16 protein-coding genes are annotated in these 15,324 nt (G+C 40.0%); 3 read left to right on the top strand and 13 right to left on the bottom strand.

From position 1 onward, the window contains the following. Positions 1 to 136: 136 nt before the first annotated feature. The 4 genes from H5183_RS11020 to rpe all read right to left on the bottom strand — a co-directional run bounded on the left by H5183_RS11020 (position 137) and on the right by rpe (position 3,006). Entirely contained in the window at positions 137 to 445 is a 309-nt protein-coding gene (locus tag H5183_RS11020; RefSeq protein WP_145238560.1) for a hypothetical protein, read from the bottom strand. Positions 446 to 602: 157 nt separating this feature from the next. Beyond that, positions 603 to 1,607: a tryptophan--tRNA ligase gene (trpS, locus tag H5183_RS11015; RefSeq protein WP_145238557.1), complete on the bottom strand. Its 1,005-nt coding sequence runs from the start codon at positions 1,605 to 1,607 to the stop codon at positions 603 to 605. A 50-nt stretch (positions 1,608 to 1,657) separates the two neighbouring features. After that, positions 1,658 to 2,323: an HAD-IA family hydrolase gene (locus tag H5183_RS11010; protein WP_145238554.1), complete on the bottom strand. Its 666-nt coding sequence runs from the start codon at positions 2,321 to 2,323 to the stop codon at positions 1,658 to 1,660. Further along, positions 2,323 to 3,006, bottom strand: a complete 684-nt coding sequence (rpe, locus tag H5183_RS11005; protein ID WP_145238551.1) for a ribulose-phosphate 3-epimerase — start codon at positions 3,004 to 3,006, stop codon at positions 2,323 to 2,325. The genes H5183_RS11010 and rpe overlap by 1 nt, the downstream gene beginning before the upstream one ends. Positions 3,007 to 3,290: 284 nt before the next feature. Between rpe and H5183_RS11000 the strand changes: the two genes are divergently transcribed. Together H5183_RS11000 and H5183_RS10995 are read left to right on the top strand one after the other, a co-directional pair. Next, positions 3,291 to 3,584 carry a hypothetical protein gene (locus tag H5183_RS11000; RefSeq protein ID WP_145238548.1) on the top strand — a complete coding sequence of 98 codons (294 nt, stop codon included), beginning with the start codon at positions 3,291 to 3,293 and terminating at the stop codon, positions 3,582 to 3,584. Positions 3,585 to 3,588: 4 nt separating this feature from the next. Beyond that, positions 3,589 to 3,774, top strand: a complete 186-nt coding sequence (locus tag H5183_RS10995; RefSeq protein WP_145238545.1) for a DUF2970 domain-containing protein — start codon at positions 3,589 to 3,591, stop codon at positions 3,772 to 3,774. On the opposite strand, the gene H5183_RS10990 is transcribed toward H5183_RS10995, so the two are convergent. The 9 genes from H5183_RS10990 to H5183_RS10950 all read right to left on the bottom strand — a co-directional run bounded on the left by H5183_RS10990 (position 3,737) and on the right by H5183_RS10950 (position 12,635). Beyond that, the gene (locus tag H5183_RS10990; RefSeq protein WP_145238542.1) at positions 3,737 to 4,588 is read right to left on the bottom strand and encodes a Dam family site-specific DNA-(adenine-N6)-methyltransferase; all 852 of its coding nucleotides are present in this window, start codon (positions 4,586 to 4,588) and stop codon (positions 3,737 to 3,739) included. The genes H5183_RS10995 and H5183_RS10990 overlap by 38 nt on opposite strands. 53 nt (positions 4,589 to 4,641) lie before the next feature. Further along, entirely contained in the window at positions 4,642 to 5,982 is a 1,341-nt protein-coding gene (locus tag H5183_RS10985) for an AAA family ATPase (protein ID WP_145238539.1), read from the bottom strand. Continuing rightward, a complete protein-coding gene (gene aroB / locus H5183_RS10980; RefSeq protein ID WP_145238536.1) occupies positions 5,982 to 7,052 on the bottom strand; it encodes a 3-dehydroquinate synthase in 1,071 nt (356 codons plus the stop codon). Before aroB ends, H5183_RS10985 begins: the two co-directional genes overlap by 1 nt. Before the next feature lie 25 nt (positions 7,053 to 7,077). Further along, entirely contained in the window at positions 7,078 to 7,596 is a 519-nt protein-coding gene (gene aroK / locus H5183_RS10975) for a shikimate kinase AroK (RefSeq protein WP_008466255.1), read from the bottom strand. A 184-nt stretch (positions 7,597 to 7,780) separates the two neighbouring features. Next, positions 7,781 to 9,865: a type IV pilus secretin PilQ gene (locus H5183_RS10970; RefSeq protein WP_182731698.1), complete on the bottom strand. Its 2,085-nt coding sequence runs from the start codon at positions 9,863 to 9,865 to the stop codon at positions 7,781 to 7,783. Beyond that, a complete protein-coding gene (locus H5183_RS10965; RefSeq protein ID WP_182731697.1) occupies positions 9,852 to 10,388 on the bottom strand; it encodes a pilus assembly protein PilP in 537 nt (178 codons plus the stop codon). The genes H5183_RS10970 and H5183_RS10965 overlap by 14 nt, the downstream gene beginning before the upstream one ends. Next, positions 10,385 to 11,005, bottom strand: a complete 621-nt coding sequence (locus H5183_RS10960) for a type 4a pilus biogenesis protein PilO (protein WP_182731696.1) — start codon at positions 11,003 to 11,005, stop codon at positions 10,385 to 10,387. Before H5183_RS10960 ends, H5183_RS10965 begins: the two co-directional genes overlap by 4 nt. Further along, complete coding sequence (locus tag H5183_RS10955) at positions 11,005 to 11,568, bottom strand: PilN domain-containing protein (RefSeq protein ID WP_145238523.1); 564 nt, start codon at positions 11,566 to 11,568, stop codon at positions 11,005 to 11,007. The genes H5183_RS10960 and H5183_RS10955 overlap by 1 nt, the downstream gene beginning before the upstream one ends. Continuing rightward, a complete protein-coding gene (locus H5183_RS10950; RefSeq protein ID WP_145238520.1) occupies positions 11,556 to 12,635 on the bottom strand; it encodes a pilus assembly protein PilM in 1,080 nt (359 codons plus the stop codon). The genes H5183_RS10955 and H5183_RS10950 overlap by 13 nt, the downstream gene beginning before the upstream one ends. A 132-nt stretch (positions 12,636 to 12,767) precedes the next feature. Between H5183_RS10950 and H5183_RS10945 the strand changes: the two genes are divergently transcribed. Further along, complete coding sequence (locus H5183_RS10945) at positions 12,768 to 15,263, top strand: penicillin-binding protein 1A (protein ID WP_182731695.1); 2,496 nt, start codon at positions 12,768 to 12,770, stop codon at positions 15,261 to 15,263. Positions 15,264 to 15,324 lie beyond the last annotated feature (61 nt).

The following is a 15,324-nucleotide window of genomic DNA, read 5'->3' as shown; positions in this document are numbered from 1 at the left end:
ACGGGCTACGGAAAATACTAAAGTCAGTTAATTAAAGTCAAACCTGTTTTTTAATTTGGCAATTACTTTGAGTTAATAGGTGGAAGCTGAGCTTTATATAATAAGCATGTTTATATCCCGCGAGCTAAATAGCTTGTTATCTGATGCTTTTAAGTTCAATCCCTGCAATACGAGTTATCAATTCATCGAGAAAGGACAAATCCACTATTTCGCCGTTACTAAATAGTCGGTAATCCGACTCCAAACCTGCCAACAATTCTCTTGCCTCAGCAACACCTTTAAAAAACTCGCTACTGCGTAAAATACACACCAAGAGATCATCTTGCAGCGCAATGCGCTGCTTTATTTCATGTAGACCTTGTCCTAAATAAGACTTGAGCGTCTTTAAATCAGAAGAAGATATACGTCCATTTTCGAACTTTAACGTAATTTTGAAGTATTCCATGAACTTAATCTCATAACGATTGCACTTAACACTTGAATTTAAATAAGATTAAAGCTGCTGCTTCGAGCCTAAATTTGTATATAACAGCAACAAAAAAGCCAGATATTCCGTTGTAGTTGGAACCATCTGGCTTTATATGATTAGTTATTAGCAAGCGTTACGGACGTGGAATAAATCCTAACGCGTTGTAAACAGACTTTAAGGTTATCTCTGCACGTGCGCTGGCTTTTTCAGCACCGGTTTTCATGATGTTGTTGAGCAATGCTTGATCTTCACGGATCTCCTTAAAGCGCGCTTGGATTGGCTCGATCATGCTTACTACTGCGTCAGCGGTGTCTTTTTTCAGATGACCATACATTTTGTCTTCGTATTCAGGCACTAACTCTTCAATTGAGCGCTTGGTTGCAACAGACATAAGTGTTAGTAAGTTTGATACGCCTGGTTTTTCAGTGCGATCAAAATAAATACGCGCTTGCTCGTCTGAATCGGTTACTGCTTTTTTAAGCTTTTTCTCGATCTTTTTTGGTTCGTCTAACATCATGATAAAACCATTTGGGTTTTCATCTGATTTAGACATTTTTTTCAGTGGATCTTGCAGGCTCATTACGCGCGCACCAAACTCTGGAATGTAAGGTTCTGGGATCGTGAAAACTTCACCATATAAGTTATTAAAGCGCGTTGCGATATCGCGTGTTAGTTCAAGGTGCTGCTTTTGATCATCACCTACTGGTACTTGCGCCGCTTGATAAAGTAAAATATCAGCTGCTTGTAATACCGGATAAGCAAACAAACCAACGTTTACGTTGCTGGTGTTCTTTGCTGACTTATCTTTAAACTGGGTCATGCGGTTAAGCTCGCCCATTTGCGCATAACAGTTTAATACCCAACCTAGCTGTGCATGTTCAGGCACTTGCGACTGCACAAATAAAGCAGCTTTATCTGGATCAATACCACATGCAACATACAAAGCTATACCATCTAATACACGGGTTTTTAAAAGCTCTGGATCTTGGCGTAACGTAATCGCGTGCAAATCAGCTAACATAAAGTGGCTATCATACTCTTCCTGTAGCTTTACCCACTGGTTAATAGCGCCAACATAGTTGCCTATTGTCATTCCACCGGTTGGCTGCATGCCACTTAACACTACTGGTTTACTCATGATGTTCCTTTATATTACAAAAATAAAAAATGCTAAAATTAAAAAATCGCTTAACGCTGGGTAAGAACAGGTATTATATCTAAGAAATTCTCACAGAGGTACTGTGGATTCAAATCAGCAAGATTTTCACCTTGGTTATAACCATAATTAACGGCAAGTACGTCTATATGTGCCGCTTGCGCCGCTAAGATATCACTTTTTGAGTCACCAATCATAATTGCTTGACTCACTGGTACATTTAATTGCTGACAAGCAAATAAAAGAGGCTCTGGTGAAGGCTTTTTGGCCATGTCATCACCACACACTATCACCTCAAAATGACTGCTTAAAGCGAGCTTATCAAGTAGCTTTTCAGTAAAGCAGCGGGCTTTGTTAGTGATCAACGCTTTTGGTATACCACGTAACGCCGCAAGGCCTGTTTCTACGTGTTGATAAAGCACACTGTATTCACCTACTTGTTGCTCATAATGACCATAAAAAAGCGCAATTGCTTTATCTGCTAATGCTGGTTCTAGGTGTTCACTGACTTTCATGTCGCCACTGAGGCCTCGCTTAACCAGCATTTCAATGCCGTTACCAACCCAGCTTTGTACCAACCCCTGACTTACAATTGGAAAAGCTAAATCAGATAAAGTCAGATTCATCGCTATATATAAATCATAAACACTATCAACTAAAGTACCATCAAGATCAAATAAAGCGGCTTCATACTTCATTATTTTACACCCTCTAACTGGGCACGCATTTGTTCAATTACTTGTTGGTAATCTGGCTGATTAAAAATAGCAGAGCCGGCAACAAACATGTCAGCTCCGGCTTGAGCCGCCGCCGCAATATTATCGACTTTAATACCACCATCTACTTCTAAACGAATAGCACGACCTGAATCATCAATTATTTTCCGTGCTTGGCGTAGTTTTTCCAAAGTATTAGGAATAAAACTTTGACCGCCAAAACCTGGATTAACCGACATTAATAAAATCACATCAAGCTTATCAATTACATGTTCTAAATAGCTTAAACTCGTCGCAGGGTTAAAGACTAAACCAGCTTGGCAACCATGATCTTTGATCAGCTGCAAAGTGCGATCAATATGTTCACTCGCTTCAGGATGAAAAGTAATGATTGAAGCACCAGCATCAGCAAATTGCGGTATTAAACTATCGACCGGTTTAACCATTAAATGCACATCAATAGGCGCCGTAATACCATAATCACGCAGCGCTTTGCACACCATAGGCCCAATTGTTAAGTTTGGCACATAGTGATTATCCATCACATCAAAATGAACTACATCTGCACCAGAAGCTAAAACACGCTCAACATCTTCGCCCAAACGGGCAAAATCAGCAGATAAAATAGACGGGGCGATAAGGTACTTTTGTAGTGTTTCTAACATAAACAATCCTTAGTGATATTAAAAATGCGCAAAATAGCAGGGCCGATAATTGCCATAATGTAACCTAAATCAAGCTATTCCCCAAGAATCCCAGCTAATTAAAGCTTTAACTCTATTTGAAGTTTTGCAACGGTTATATTTTAAACAGCTAAATATAAACATTATTTTTACCTTAACCTTTTAATTTTATTAATTTTTTATATTTGTTAAGGATAAATTAAGTTTGTTATTTGAGCATTTTTTATGTATGCTCTAGTGAGTAACACTATTATGGACTTAGTAAAATGCGTGCTTTTAAAATCGGGATCTTAACTGCGGCTGCTATAACTATCGGTACACTAAGCTATTTTTCAAAAAGTGATAATACACTTATCGCAGCTAACGATTGCGAATGTAGCTCAGGCCATTTAAAAATTAATAATGCAGTGCAATGTATGAAGGTCGAACAAGAATCAAGTTGGATGTCATGGATCACTGGTGATAGTCGCAGTGCACAATTTCATTATTTAGATTTACTTGAATTATTAACCAGCTCAGACGAACCACAAAAAGCACGTTCACTTAGTCCTAGGTTCTAGTAAAGTGCGGCAACTGATCAGCGCTATACAAAGTGTTGTTGCGGCATTTTTTGGTGTGCAATCTGAGCACAAGCGTCACGCTGACTTTAAACAACACTCGCCTACCAGTATTATTATCATCGCTATTATTTTATTTATATTTTTTGTAACCGCTATCTATGGCGTGGTGACTTGGGTGCTAAGTACATAGCCATCAACTCATTGACTTTATTGCGCGAACCACCTTTTGGACTAATCGTCCGCTTAACTTGAATTTCAGCTAACGTTGCTTGGCTATATATTTTACGTGTCCATACAGTGTCATGATTCGAGATCAATACCGGTGTTTTGTTTTCAAATGCCGCTTGCTCAGCTAAATTAGCTAGATTCGCCTGATCATCTAAATTAAAGCCACCCTTAGCATAAGAGGTAAACGACGCCGTTTTACTCAAAGGAACATAAGGTGGATCGCAATAGATCACTGCGTTATCGGGTACTAATTTAAATACATCGTCATAACCTAAACAAGTAAACGTGGCTTGTTGCGCTTTTTCGGCAAAAAAGTACATTTCTTTTTCAGGAAAATACGGACGTTTATACTTACCGAACGGAACATTAAAAATTCCTTTCAGGTTATAGCGGCATAAACCGTTGTAGCCGTGGCGATTCATATATAAAAATAAGATCGCTCGCTCGTAAATGTCATTACTTTGATTAAACTGTACGCGATAATCATAATATGCGTCAGGCTGGTTGTTTAAATCAACAAACAGCTTTTTAGCATCGCTGATGAATTCATCTGGAGAGTTTTTTAATTCGTTATACAAGTTAATGAGATCAGCATTAATATCATTAAGAATATAATCTTTAAAATTTGTGTTTAAAAATACCGAGCCAGCACCAACAAACGGTTCAACTAAGGTATCAGCGTGTTTGCTCGCTTCATTTAAGCGCGCGCTAATATCTTCAACTAAGCTGTATTTTCCGCCAGCCCATTTAAGGAAGGCTCTGGTCTTTTTCTGCATCGGCTCTTTACTTCAAACTGGTGTGCCGCGATTTTACACTAAACAGTGTAAATTTACTGATCTAGTAACGCGATTTCTTGTTTTATTTTACTGATTTTTTTATAAAACGGCTGATTTTTACGCACATCTTCAGGTAGGCTTGCTAGCACTTCGCGAGCAGCATTTAAGTTATCAAAGCTGCCATAGGTTACCACCCACCAAATTTTATCGTTGCGGCGTGTTTGATAGACTTTACCAAGTACTTGCAGCGACTGTTTAGCAACAAACTGCTCGGCGATTGTTTGCTGAGTTACCGCTAGTAACTGGATCACGACCTTACTATCCGGCTGTTGTAGATACCAAGCATTATCTGCTGGCATAATTTGCTGCGCTTGAGGAACAGGCTCTACCACAGTGGGTTCTTCAGCCAAGCTAGTCGTGATATCAACAGGCTCTGCAACTGGCGCTAAACTATCGAGTATTGCCGCAACATTATTTTCCTGAGTAGGATTATCAATAAGCGGCTTGTCTTGCTCTGGTTGAGCTTGTTGATCAGCTGATTGAGCATCTGCAGCTTCTACTTGTGAGGAATCTATTGTCACCGCTGGTTCTGTTACAGCTTGCTTTAAAGTATCGACTGCGATTGCCGTCGCCACTGGAGTTTCAGGTTGTGGCTGATAAAAATCATACCACCAACGGGTCATATCAGATTTATATAAAAAGCCAATGATGAGTAACATAATAATCACTAGCAGCGTTATTAAATGTACTCGCCAAGATACTTTATCAGTGACTACAACCTTAGCTGTATGCTGTGTTGGTTGCCACGCTAACAATAAACTCGGATTACCGTGTGCTTCGCGCAAAAAGGTTTGAAATACCGGGTCTTCATCATAAGGTAAATCATTAAAATAGCACTTCATCAACTGTTTACTTTCTGCTATTGAAAGTGCTTCAAGATGAATTTCAACAGCGCTTTTAAATTGCCCCACTGATTGCGATGCCAGTAAGACATATAAAGTAGTAGGACTATGCTTGGTAAGCGCTGTTAACTCTTCGACCATTTCTTCAGATAAATGCCGTCCACCATCTAACACCCATAAACATGGACCACAGTTTTGCTGTTTAGCTAGTTGGTAGAAATTTTCTGACAGGCTTAGGTTTTGATCAATTAACGGCGAGCGGAAGCTTTGTTCCAGTAACTCACTCATCAATTGCATATCACTCATACGCGCACTTAGCTGCACAAATGACTTATTAAAATCACTGTATTTATCAGTAATGAAGGTTTCGAGAAGATAACTTTTACCAAGTCCAGAAGGACCCAGTAAGACAATTAAATTTTGCCCATATTCAAACTGTAGGGCAATCCGATCAACCAAAGCCGCACGGCTAGGTAAGATTTGCGATTGCATTAGCGCCCTATTAAATCTCGGACCTGTTGATCTGAGACATCATCAACCAACGCGCATTGACCAAACTGAGTAGGAAGAATAAAACGGATCGTGCCTTTTTTATTCTTTTTATCTTTACGCATATGATGAAGGAAATGTTCAGCAGTCATCACATCAGGGATCTCACTAGGCAAATTATATTGCGCTATTAAGGTAACGATCCTTGCAACTTCTTGTGCACTTAAATCACCACGAGTATGAGCTAGCTGTGCTGCTAATACCATGCCAGTAGCAACAGCTTCACCATGTAGCCATTGGCCGTATCCCATTTGCGCTTCGATAGCATGTGCAAAGGTATGGCCTAAATTAAGTAACGCTCGTAGTCCTGCTTCTTTTTCATCCTGAGCGACAATCAGTGCTTTAATTTCACAACAACGAAAAATCACATGCTGAATGGTTTCTTCATCCAAAGCCTGTAATTGCGCGGTGTTGTTTTCTAGAAAAGTAAATAATTCTGTATCGTAAATTAAGCCATATTTAATAACTTCAGCCATACCGGCTGCAAATTCACGAGCAGGAAGTGTATGCAATGATTGAGTATCAATAAACACGGCTTGCGGCTGATAAAAAGCCCCAATCATGTTTTTACCCAAAGGATGGTTAACCGCCGTTTTACCGCCAACTGATGAATCAACTTGCGATAATAAGGTAGTGGGTACTTGAATAAACGGTGCTCCGCGTTGATAGCAGGCCGCAACAAAACCAGTCAGATCACCGACCACACCACCACCAAGGGCGATTAAGCAAGTATCTCTGCCGCAATTATTTTCAAGCAAAAAAGCCGAAATTTTCTCAAACCATTCCAGTGATTTATATTGCTCACCATCAGGAATAATAAAACTTAGCGGATTTAAATCAGCTAATAACGCCATTGCATCGCTTAAGTACAAAGGTGCAATGGTGTCATTAGTGATAATGATAGGTCGACAATCACCAATATGATGATGCAGCCTGTCAGTCTGTTGAAGAGCAGATTGACCAATATAAATAGGATAACTTCGCTCGTCTAAATTAACTGTTAATTCAAGCATCGCTAGTATCCTTTCTTATTGGTATTTAAAAATCTAATTTCTCGATGATTTGATTAGCGACAACTTTAGCGCTTTGCTCATCAGTGCGTACAACAAAATCAGCTACTTCTTTATACAACGGTTCGCGTTCTTCAGCTAAGCGCTCTAATACATCACGAGGTGCTTCTTCTGTTTGCAGTAATGGGCGACGCTTGTCGCGCTGCGTGCGTGCAACTTGCTTTTCGATAGGTGTCTCTAGGTATACAACAATACCACGAGCCGAAAGCTTGTTTCGTACTTCTTTACTCATCACAGAACCACCACCAGTTGCAAGTACAATACCTTGCATTTCTGTTAGATCGCCAATGACAGATTCTTCACGAAGTCGAAAGCCTTCTTCACCTTCAAGATCGAACACCCAGGCAATATCTGCACCGGTACGGCGTTCGATTTCTTGATCAGAATCGACAAATTCAAGGTGCAATTGATCTGCAATGTGACGACCAATTGTGCTTTTGCCAGCCCCCATAGGGCCAACTAGAAATATATTACGTTTTTCAGCCATATCTTTTAGTACAAACGAACTCTAAAATTTGAAATAAAACCCCGCCTAACGACCTGGCCCCAAAATTAAGGAGGGGATTATCTCAGTAATTGATTGGGTATTTCAAGTCAATTAGAACAAAAAGCCAATTAACGAGCAATTAAAGTCAATAATTGCCCATTGTGTAAGAATAAATCAGTGTAAATTACTCTATTTGGATTTTCGGAGTAACGAAAATCAGCAATTCTTTCTTTTCATTGAACTCACTAGTGCTTCTAAACAGCACTCCTAGGTAAGGAATATCACCTAATAATGGTACTTTTTTAACTGAGTTAATGATTTGCTGCTGGAATATACCACCAAGTACCACGGTTTGACCATTCTCAACCAGTACTTGGGTTTGAATTTCTTGGGTATCAATTGCAACTGCAGGACCAGTTCCAGTTTGTACCGTATCACCTCGGGTATCTTGGGTAATGATTAAATCCAAGATAACTTTATTATCTGGGGTGATGTGTGGTGTTACCTCAAGACTCAATACTGCCTTTTTAAAGCTAACAGTTGTAGCACCACTTGAAGCAGATTCAACATACGGTATTTCGGTACCTTGTTCAATACGTGCTTTTTTCTGGTTGGCAGTAGTAATACGCGGACTTGCGATAATTTCACCACGGTTTTCTTCTTCAAGCGCGGTTAGCTCTAAATCAAGTAACGTGCCATTTGCTAATTTAGCAACGTGCATACCAATACTGCCAGCGGCACCTGTGATAGGCAAGTTTACATTAAGGCGATCAGAAATACTTGGAATGGTGCCGTTAGAAATCGTATTAGCACCTTCTAAGGTACCTGAAATACCATCAGTGCCTTGTTGATCACTAAACCCCCAACGTACTCCTAAGTCTTCTTTTACGTTATCACGTACAGTAACCATACGTGCCTCAATAATAACTTGTCTAACCGCTATATCCAAAGTTTCGACCATACGGCGAACACTTGCAATGCTTTTAACGGTGTCTTTAATTAACAAGGTATTGGTACGTTTATCAACGGATACACTGCCGCGAGCACTAATAATGCTGTTAGTGTCGGTTTTCAGTAAATCAGCAAACTCTTCCGCTTTAGCATAATTCAAACGAATATATTCACTATAAAGCGGCTCTAAATCTTCAACTTGTTGTTTGGCTTTTAGATCTTTCGCTTCGCGGGCGGCAAGCTCTTCAGATGGTGCAACCATTAATATAGAGCCATCCATACGCTTATCTAAACCTTTAACGCGTAATACCACGTCAAGAGCTTGATCCCAAGGCACACCATCTAAACGCAGAGTTATGTTGCCACTGACTGAGTCACTGGTTACTAGGTTGAAATCATTATAGCCGGCAATAATTTGTAATACGGCACGCACTGAGATGTCTTGAAAGTTTAGCGTCATTGGCCGACCTTGATACTCTTTACCACCTTCTAAATATGAACGTTGCGAGTCATCTTTTTCAACTGTAAGAGTAAGGATATTTTCAATTTGCTGATAAGTAAATTTAAACGCTGCATTAGGAGTTATTACCACCCTGCTCATATTATTTTCTTTAAATGTCTCAATTGAGCTGACCACAGTGCCAAAATCTAGCACATCTAGCTCATATAATAAGTCATCTAAAATATCGGTATGATGAAATTCAGCAATAATTTTACCGCCACTTTCATGCACATCAATCGCAGCTTGAGTGTCTTGCAAGAATACTAATACTCGTGCTTCACCTTTTTCACCACGACGAAAATCAATAGACTGGATTGAGTTAATGTAATTGCCAGTCACTTCTTTGGCGGTATTAGCATCTTCTTGTGACGTGATAGGATTATCGGAAACGTGTAATGAAACAAGATTATTATTAACCGTTGTTTGGTAAATTTTTAAACGCTCTAAATGAACAGTGACAATCAAGTTACCATCAGCAGCTACACTATTAACTTTTTCAATACCGCCTTGGTTGATTTGTACTTCACTTATACCTTGTTCAACATCAGTGGCATTAAAGCGCATTTCAATACGGGCTGGGTTATTAAATACCTGAACTTTTGGTTCTTCACTCAGCTCCTCATCAAATACCAGCTGTAACTGTGTTTCTCCAGCTATTAATGGGCTATAACGAATGTCATACAATAACGGAGTTGCCATTGCTGATTGCGTGATAAAAAGGGCAATAACAACAAACAAAGCCTGATGAATGCGATTACTCCAAGATACTCCCTTATGCATTTTAATTTTACCTTTTTTATTTTTAACTAGTGCCATTGGAGCCCGCCTCTAACATTTCAAGCTTCGTAAGACGTTCTTTCCAACAACCAGACCCGTCGGGTATTAATTCTAACAATTCTATATAATCACTTTTAACATCTTGTACAACACCATGATATAAACCAATATGATTACCCACAGTCACTCGGTGCAAAGTATCATCTGCAGCTTTAATTAATGCCCATGTTTGGCCACCAGAACCCAGTGTGCCTTTCATTGCCAGATTATCCAACGGATATTTCTCTAAAACTTCACGCGTACGATCAGGATCAGGATGTAAACAGTTTTTAACTTGGATCATGTTATTTTGAATAATTTCTGGCTGCGGCGCAACAAAAGGACTACGTAGTTGCTGTGCATTGTATTCAAAGTGCTCAAATTGGATCAGTTTTGGAATGGCCTCAACTTTAGGTGTAGTGCTGGCTTTTACCTGATCAATAAACTCTTTTTGCTCAGAGGTATCATCGTTACATGCGCTCACCAAAATACCGCCGAGTAAAACCAAGGCTAATTTTTTCATTTTTTAGCCCCTGCTTTTTTCACGCCGCCTTCGTAGCGGTAAGTTTTGGCGACCACGCTAAATGTCAGCTTGCCTGAATCTGAACTAGTAATTGAAAAGTCATGCAAACTTACGATACGAGGAAGTTGCGCTACTTTGCCAACAAAATCACCAAACTCATGGTAGCTACCTATTACTTCAATTTTAATCGGCAACTCAGTATAAAACTCTTTTTCCACTTCTGGTAACCAGCCAATTTTAAGAAAGGTTAAGCCACTGGTCGTGCCCACATAAGATAAATCATCAAGTAAGCCTGGCGTTTCGTTTGAAGTCGGTAAGCGCTTTAGCAATAAAGAAAACTTTTCTTCCATTTCAACCATTTGTTGACGGTAAATTTCTAGATTACTCGCTAGTGAGTATTTCACTCGGTAGTTACTGCGTAACTCAACTTCTTTACTAACCGCATTATGGTAGCTGTCTATTTCATCTGAAACCAATAAGCTGTAACTGAAAAACAATACGAGGGCAGCTACAAAAGTGCAGCAAATAATCTTGACAACTATTGGCCAGTCGCCAATGTTTTCAAGCTCAATTTCGTTCCATTCAATCTCTGTTAACGCTTTGATATCAAGGTTCATTATTTAACCTCTCCAATCTTATCAAAGGGTTTTACATAAAATTCCATATTAAAATCACTCAATAAACGAGACGATTTTTCACCAGCAATAATACCTTGCATTATCGGCTTTTCGAGCAGATAGGAATTTTGTACTTGGCGTAACATATTTGACAAGTAATTATTTGATTCGCTACGACCAACCACATGAATTGCACTACCACGACGCTCTAACTTAGTTAGATACACCCCCGTTGGTACAATTTTGGCAACTTCATCCATAATTTGCGTACCCAAGTTTCGACTACTTTGCAGTTCTTCGATTAAGCGCATACGTTGCTGCAAGTTTTCTTTCTTTTTGTCTAATTCACGTATTTCACTAATACGTTTATCTAATTGGCCAATTTCAGCTGAAAGGTAATTATTTTTAATATTTTGACCATCTCGTAAACTACCGTAATAACTACTGAGTAAATACATACTGATAAAACTGCCAAGCACCACAAAAAACAAAACAGTGGCAAACTTATTCTGTGATTGTTTGCGCTGCTGTTCGCGCCAAGGCAGTAGATTTATATGTGGCATGATGAAAAACTCCTTAATGCCAAACCCGTCGCTATTGCAAATTGAGTACGATGACGCTGTAACACATTGCGATCGACATGATGGGAAATATCCATATTTTCAAAAGGCTCTGCCACTATGGTATGGATGCCTAGTTCTTCGATTAGCAGTCGATCGAGGCCATCAATCATCGCTGTGCCACCAGTGAGCACAATGTAATCGATTTGATCTTTGCCACTGGTAGTTAAAAACATCTGCACTGCGCGGCGTACTTGCTGTAATAATGAGGTTTGAAATGGTGCCAATACTTCAAACGTGTAGTTAGGCGGAAGATCGCCTGTAGTTTTACCTATTTCAGCTTCATCAAAACTTTTATTATAATAAGCTACTATGCTGTTAGTGTATTGATCGCCACCAAATACTTGGTCTCGGGTGTAAATCGTTTCACCGCCAAGTACCACACTTACCAACATAAGTACCGCGCCAATATCGACCACTGCTACACACTTATTAAATGCATCGCTTGGTAATTGCTGATAATACACATCCATTGCGCGACTCAGGGCATAGCTTTCTACATCAACTACTTTTGCTATTAAGCCAGCTGATTCTAATGCACCAACACGAGCTTCAACACTTTCGGTACGCGCAGCTGAAAGCAACACATTCATTTTGGAAGGATCGGCTTCGTTGGTACTGAGCTTTTCAAAGTCTAGGCTAACTTCATCTAAAGGATAGGGAATAAGGCTGTCAGCTTCGATTTCTATTTGCGACTCAAGCTCTGCATCGCTAAGCGTAACATCCATAAAAATTACTTTCGTAATGACGGTTTGTCCCGATACTGCAACTGCTGCCGAACGAATTGACTTTGGTAACTTACGCTTTAATTTAGTAATGATATTACCAATCGCCTCAATATCTTGAATATTGCGCTCAGCCATTGTACCTTTTGGCATTGGCTCAATTGCTAACGCTTCGAGCCTATAGCCACTGTCCGTTTCATTCAGTAACACTGCTTTTATAGCATGTGAACCGATATCTATCCCTACCATCATCGATGAAGACTTACTCAATAGTTGACTTAGCATGTTCGCAACTTGGCCTTTGTTTTAAGAATAAACAAGTTATAATTTTTATATGAAAAAATACTATTCATTTTTTAATCAATATATACTAGCAGTCTCCGATTCTAATTGGGAGTCCATTTAGGGAAAATATAAGTGATTTTATTAAAACGAACTTTACAATTTTTTATCATCTGCGCGTTTTTAGGGCTCATTACCTTAGTAAGCCTTTATTATTACGTTAAATCTGATATCCCCAGTGTGCAAGTTTTAAAAGACGTGCAATTACAAACTCCTATGCAAGTCTTTTCGAAAGATGGTTTGTTAATCAACCAGTTCGGTGAAAAACGCCGCATTCCAGTGACTATAGAAGAGATCCCACAACCACTCATAAATGCTATTTTAGCCACTGAAGATAACCGTTTTTATGACCATATAGGTATAGATCCTATAGGTATTTTACGTTCAGCGCTCGTATTAATTTCAACTGGTGAGAAAAAACAAGGCGCAAGTACTATAACAATGCAGTTAGCTCGTAACTTCTTCTTAACACGTGAAAAGGCCTATATTCGTAAAGTAAAAGAGATCTTCATTGCGTTACACATTGAGAACTTACTTACCAAGGATGAAATACTCGCTTTATACCTAAATAAAATAGAGTTAGGTAATCGTGCTTTTGGTATCGGAGCCGCTGCACAAGTCTATTATGGTAAGCAACTAAACGAGTTAACTTTAGCGCAAATGGCAATGATTGCAGGCTTACCAAAAGCGCCTTCAGCTTTAAATCCGATCAGAAACCCAGTTCGCGCCAAGGCACGCCGTAATGTGGTACTCAGACGTATGCTTGATGAAGGTTATATCTCTCAAGCAGACTACAACCAGAGCTCTCAAGAACCAATTACGGCAAAATTTCATGGTGCCGAAATAGACTTATATGCGCCTTATATATCTGAAATGGTGCGTGCAGAAATGGTCGCTCGTTATGGCTACGAAAAAGCATATAATACCGGCTTTAAAGTTTACACCAGTGTTGAATCTGACGTACAAGCCGCAGCGCAAAAAGCACTCGTTGATAATCTCCATGCATACGATATGCGCCATGGCTATCGTGGCCCAGAGCAGCAACTGTGGGATTTTGAAACGCAACCTGCCCTAAGCTCTAGTGAAATTTTAGCAAAGCTTGAGCCGGTAAAAGAAATTGCCCCGCTATTAACGGCAGCAGTTTTGTCTGTAGGAGAGCAAACGGCAACAGTGTTATTAAAAAGTGGTGAGCAAGTCACTCTAGACTGGGATAATCTCAAATGGGCGCGCAAATACATTACGCGTTACCGTCAAGGTTTCCCACCAAAAACAGCTGCTGACATACTCAATCCAGGTGAGCAAATTTGGCTACGTAAAAATGACGATGGCAGTTATCTACTCAGCCAATTACCTGAAGCCTCAAGTGCATTAGTATCGCTGGATCCGAATGATGGTCGCATTAAAGCAATTGTTGGCGGTTATAGCTTTGAACAAAGCCAATATAACCGAGCCGTGCAAGCAAAACGTCAGGTCGGCTCTAACATTAAGCCGTTTATTTATTCTGCGGCGCTGAATAATGGTTATACCTTAGCGTCTATTTTAAATGATGCGCCAATCAATCAATGGGACAAGAGCCTAGGGGTTGCATGGCGACCAAAAAACAGCCCTGCGGTATATAACGGCCCAATCCGTATTCGTCGTGCTTTAGCACAATCGAAAAACGTTATTTCGGTGCGCTTACTGCGCGGTGTAGGCTTGCAGCGCACAGCTGATCACCTATTAAAATTTGGCTTTCAAAATAATGATATCAATCGCAGTGAATCGCTAGCTTTAGGTAGTGCGTCAATCACTCCTTTAGAGCTTGCCCGTGGCATGAGCACATTTGCCAATGGCGGTCATTTGATCACCCCTTATTTTATTAATGAGATTCAAGACTCTGCAGGTAATGTGTTATTTAAAACAAAACCATTATTAGCGTGTGATCCTGTTACGCCTCAGCTAACAATGACTCAATTTGAGTCCACTACAGGGTTAAATACCAGCCAAACAGCAAATCATTGTGCGCCGCGCATCATATCTAAACAAAACGCGTTTTTGATAGCTGATGCGATGAATAGCGCAATTTGGGGGGGCGGTAGTTGGGCCCATAAAACGGGTTGGAGTGGAACCGGTTGGCGTGCTCAGGTATTAGATCGTCGCGATCTTTCCGGTAAAACGGGTACTACTAATGACTCTGTCGATACTTGGTTTAGCGGCTTTAACCGTAATGTTATGACCTCGGTCTGGGTTGGATTTGATAATCCAGGTAACCCGCTTGGTCGCTCGACGTATAACAACAACATGGATAATACCCAGATCTCTGGTGCAGAATCTGGTGCTAAAACAGCTCAACCGGCATGGATTGACTTTATGCGAGTAGCACTCAAAGATAAGCCAGAAGCACCAATCGAGCCACCTGAAGGATTAGTGTCGGTACGAATCGATCTAGCAACGGGACTCTTGAGTCAAAAGAACGATTACACTAGTCGCTTTGAATACTTTGAAAAAGGCACCTCGCCCACTAAGTATGTGATGCCGCATGTAGAAAACGTTTTTGAAGAAGAGACTAAAACAGAAGAAGAGCTGTTTTAATATTACTATGTCGCGATATAAAATCGCTGCTACATAAAAAAAGCGCCAATCGGCGCTTTTT

Origin of the sequence: Pseudoalteromonas sp. SR44-8 (assembly GCF_014163635.1) — a bacterium.
In the GTDB taxonomy this organism is placed as follows: domain Bacteria; phylum Pseudomonadota; class Gammaproteobacteria; order Enterobacterales; family Alteromonadaceae; genus Pseudoalteromonas; species Pseudoalteromonas rhizosphaerae.
This window is presented reverse-complemented; position numbering and strand designations above follow the sequence as displayed.

Bases quoted from the DNA above. Each gene is read 5' to 3' on its own strand.
- H5183_RS11020 (WP_145238560.1), bottom strand. From the start codon at position 445: ATGGAATACTTCAAAATTACGTTAAAGTTCGAAAATGGACGTATATCT.
- trpS (WP_145238557.1), bottom strand. From the start codon at position 1,607: ATGAGTAAACCAGTAGTGTTAAGTGGCATGCAGCCAACCGGTGGAATG.
- H5183_RS11010 (WP_145238554.1), bottom strand. From the start codon at position 2,323: ATGAAGTATGAAGCCGCTTTATTTGATCTTGATGGTACTTTAGTTGAT.
- rpe (WP_145238551.1), bottom strand. From the start codon at position 3,006: ATGTTAGAAACACTACAAAAGTACCTTATCGCCCCGTCTATTTTATCT.
- H5183_RS11000 (WP_145238548.1), top strand. From the start codon at position 3,291: ATGCGTGCTTTTAAAATCGGGATCTTAACTGCGGCTGCTATAACTATC.
- H5183_RS10990 (WP_145238542.1), bottom strand. From the start codon at position 4,588: ATGCAGAAAAAGACCAGAGCCTTCCTTAAATGGGCTGGCGGAAAATAC.
- H5183_RS10985 (WP_145238539.1), bottom strand. From the start codon at position 5,982: ATGCAATCGCAAATCTTACCTAGCCGTGCGGCTTTGGTTGATCGGATT.
- aroB (WP_145238536.1), bottom strand. From the start codon at position 7,052: ATGCTTGAATTAACAGTTAATTTAGACGAGCGAAGTTATCCTATTTAT.
- aroK (WP_008466255.1), bottom strand. From the start codon at position 7,596: ATGGCTGAAAAACGTAATATATTTCTAGTTGGCCCTATGGGGGCTGGC.
- H5183_RS10970 (WP_182731698.1), bottom strand. From the start codon at position 9,865: ATGGCACTAGTTAAAAATAAAAAAGGTAAAATTAAAATGCATAAGGGA.
- H5183_RS10965 (WP_182731697.1), bottom strand. From the start codon at position 10,388: ATGAAAAAATTAGCCTTGGTTTTACTCGGCGGTATTTTGGTGAGCGCA.
- H5183_RS10960 (WP_182731696.1), bottom strand. From the start codon at position 11,005: ATGAACCTTGATATCAAAGCGTTAACAGAGATTGAATGGAACGAAATT.
- H5183_RS10955 (WP_145238523.1), bottom strand. From the start codon at position 11,568: ATGCCACATATAAATCTACTGCCTTGGCGCGAACAGCAGCGCAAACAA.
- H5183_RS10950 (WP_145238520.1), bottom strand. From the start codon at position 12,635: ATGCTAAGTCAACTATTGAGTAAGTCTTCATCGATGATGGTAGGGATA.